Genomic DNA, 2,487 nt, shown 5'->3' with positions numbered 1-2,487 from the left:
GTGAGCGCGGCTGCCGTGGCCCGCACCCACCGGCTCGGCGGCCACGCCCTGCGCCGCTCGGTGTTCGACCCGCTCCCCGGCGAGGGCGGCTGGGGCACGGTCCTGCTCATGGACGGCAACATCGGCATCGGCGGTGACGTGCCCGCCCTGCTGCACCGGGTCCGTGAACTACTGCGTCCCGGCGGCCTGTTGATCGCCGAGACCAGCGCGGCCGAGGTCGACGAGCGCGCCCTGGTGCGGGTGGTGGACCTGGCCGAGGGACGGGGACCGGTGGGCGAGCCGTTCCCGTGGGCGCGGATCGGCGCCCCGGCGCTGCTACGGCTCGCGCGGGGCGCCGGGTGGCGGGTGGAGGCTCAGTGGACGGCGGGCGAGCGGTGTTTCGTCGCCCTGCGCAGCCGCAGGACGCACAGCAACGCCGAGCCTCCGAAGAGGGCGGCGGTGATCAGCAGCCAGCGGGTGAGGAAGCCGTCCGGGTCGAGCCCGGTGGCCGACCGGTAGCCGTCGGCGGACAGGCCGAGGATCAGCGGCGCCCACACCAGCAGCAGCAAGCCCGACAACAGGGCGGGCACCCGGACGTACAGCACCCGGGAGCGCTGCCCGGCGGCGCCGGACCCGGCCACCAGCGCCCGGTCCAGTGCCGAGTACAGCGGCAGCAGCACCAGGTCGTGCAGCAGGGCCGCGCCCACGATCCACAGGACCACGCCGAGCCAGTCACCGGCGAGCAGCCGGACACCCGCGTAGGCGGCGAGCGCGAACGAGCACACGAGCAGCAGCAGTTGCAGCGGGCTGCCGACCGGGAAGCGGAACCGGGACATCAACCGGGGCATCACAGGTCTCCGAAGGTCAGCCGGGCCACCCACTTGGTGTTGTGCACGCCGGGCAGCGCGGGCACGATGATCCGCGCCGGGAAGCCGTGGTCGGGGGACAGCGGCTCGCCGTTGACGTACAGGGCGAGCAGGGAGCGCGGGTCGGACACCTGGTTGGCGCGCAGCGCCGCGCGGCGGAAGGCGCCGTGCCGTTGCAGCGACTCCACCAGCAGATCCGGTACCGCCGTGTCGTACCCGGCGAGCGCGGCGAGGTCGCGCAGCCGCACCCCGCGCCACCACTGGTCGGCCGTGGACCAGCCCTCCACGCAGGCGATGGGCAGCGAGGAACTGTGCTGGGGCAGCCGGAGCAGATCGGCGCGGCTGAGCCGTACGGTCCCGGCCGGTCCGGTGACGACGAGCCGCCAGGCGTCCGCGCTCGTCTCGGCCTCGGTGATCCCGGCGTAGGCGGCCGTCTTGTTGATCTGGAAGCCGTTCGGACCGCCGCCCGGGTCGGCCCCGCCGTGCGGCGCGAGCAGTGCGGTACGGCGGAGGGGTCCGCCCAGGCTCTGCCCGACCGTGGTGAGGAACAGCAGCAGCGAGGACGCGCCGACCAGGCGCAGCGCGCCCCGGCGCGAAATGGTGGGCTCGGCCGGACGCGTGGAGGCCAGGCCCGCCTCGTCGACCGGAGGCACGGAGGCCGGGCGCCCCTCGTCAGCCACAGGCCCCTCGCCGCCATCGCCCGTCGACCGCTCCCGCACCGCCCGCACCGCCCGCACCGCCGCCGGTGTCTTCAGCGCCGCGTGGACGACGAAGGCGGACATGAACACCCAGGCGCCGTAGAAGTGCAGCGGGTAGAAGGAGCCCGGGAAGACGTACTCCAGCTGGATGTTGAGCACGCCGGTGGTGAACTCGAAGAGCCCGCCGCCGACCAGGAGCAGCAGGGAGAGCCGTTCCAGGGCGTGCGCGAGGGAGCGGGCCGGGGGCAGCGCGAACAGCTTCGGCACCACCGACCACAGCTTGGCGAGGAGCACCGGGACGAGGGTGACGCCGAGCGTGACGTGCGTGCCCTGGGTGAGCCGGTAGAGCCAGGACGGACCGGCCGGCCAGTCGAACAGGTAGAAGCCGAGCAGCCCCTTGTCCGGGGTCGTGTCGTTCACCGGCGACAGGTCCGGGTTGTAGGCGGCGTACGACACCAGACCCGTCACGAACATGACGGTGATGCCGCCGAGCAGCACCAGGCCGAGCACGGCGGTGAACCGGGTGCCACGCAACGGGCTGCGCCAGAAGGCGGGGGAGGAAGGAAGCCGGGGGCGGTCGCGCATGATCCGACCGTAGGCCGGGGAACCCCCCGGAACGGGTGCGCGACCCATGACGAAACGCTGACGTCCGGCCCGTTCGGCGGCTCCGGCGCGCGCGGGCGGCCTAGCGTGCCGGTGTGATCAACCGTCCCCCGCGCACCCTCTCCTCGCGCACTCCGTCCCCGCGCACTCCCTCCCCCGTGGCCCGCCGCGATCTCGTCGCCGCCGGTGCCGCCGTCCTGCTGGTGACGGCCGCCGTGCTGGTCGGCCGCCACATCCAGGACACCCGGCACACCCTCTTCGTGCGCTGGCCGCCGCTGTTCGCCACGTGGGACCCGCACGTGGGCCCGGGCACCCCGGCCGCGCTGCTGCTCGCGGCGGGC

At 74.4% G+C, this 2,487-nt stretch carries 2 protein-coding genes and 1 pseudogene; 1 reads left to right on the top strand and 2 read right to left on the bottom strand.

The window, feature by feature from the left end; all coding sequences use genetic code 11:
* Nucleotides 1-353: 353 nt before the first annotated feature.
* Both GTW40_RS32810 and GTW40_RS27185 read right to left on the bottom strand, forming a co-directional pair.
* Nucleotides 354-827 carry a hypothetical protein gene (locus tag GTW40_RS32810; protein WP_237525742.1) on the bottom strand — a complete coding sequence of 158 codons (474 nt, stop codon included), beginning with the start codon at nucleotides 825-827 and terminating at the stop codon, nucleotides 354-356.
* Nucleotides 827-2,128, bottom strand: a complete 1,302-nt coding sequence (locus GTW40_RS27185) for a molybdopterin-dependent oxidoreductase (RefSeq protein ID WP_161182783.1) — start codon at nucleotides 2,126-2,128, stop codon at nucleotides 827-829. The genes GTW40_RS32810 and GTW40_RS27185 overlap by 1 nt, the downstream gene beginning before the upstream one ends.
* Nucleotides 2,129-2,304: 176 nt before the next feature.
* On the opposite strand from GTW40_RS27185, the pseudogene GTW40_RS27180 reads away from it, so the two are divergent.
* A pseudogene (locus GTW40_RS27180) lies at nucleotides 2,305-2,487 on the top strand (hypothetical protein); the annotation flags it as partial.

It is taken from the genome of Streptomyces sp. SID4985, assembly GCF_009863025.1.
Lineage (GTDB): Bacteria > Actinomycetota > Actinomycetes > Streptomycetales > Streptomycetaceae > Streptomyces.
Note: the sequence above shows the minus strand (reverse complement) of the source record. Positions and strands in the feature narration are given on the sequence as shown.

Excerpts from the sequence above, each read along its gene's own strand:
- GTW40_RS27185 (WP_161182783.1), bottom strand. The coding sequence starts at position 2,128 with ATGCGCGACCGCCCCCGGCTTCCTTCCTCCCCCGCCTTCTGGCGCAGC.
- GTW40_RS32810 (WP_237525742.1), bottom strand. The coding sequence starts at position 827 with ATGCCCCGGTTGATGTCCCGGTTCCGCTTCCCGGTCGGCAGCCCGCTG.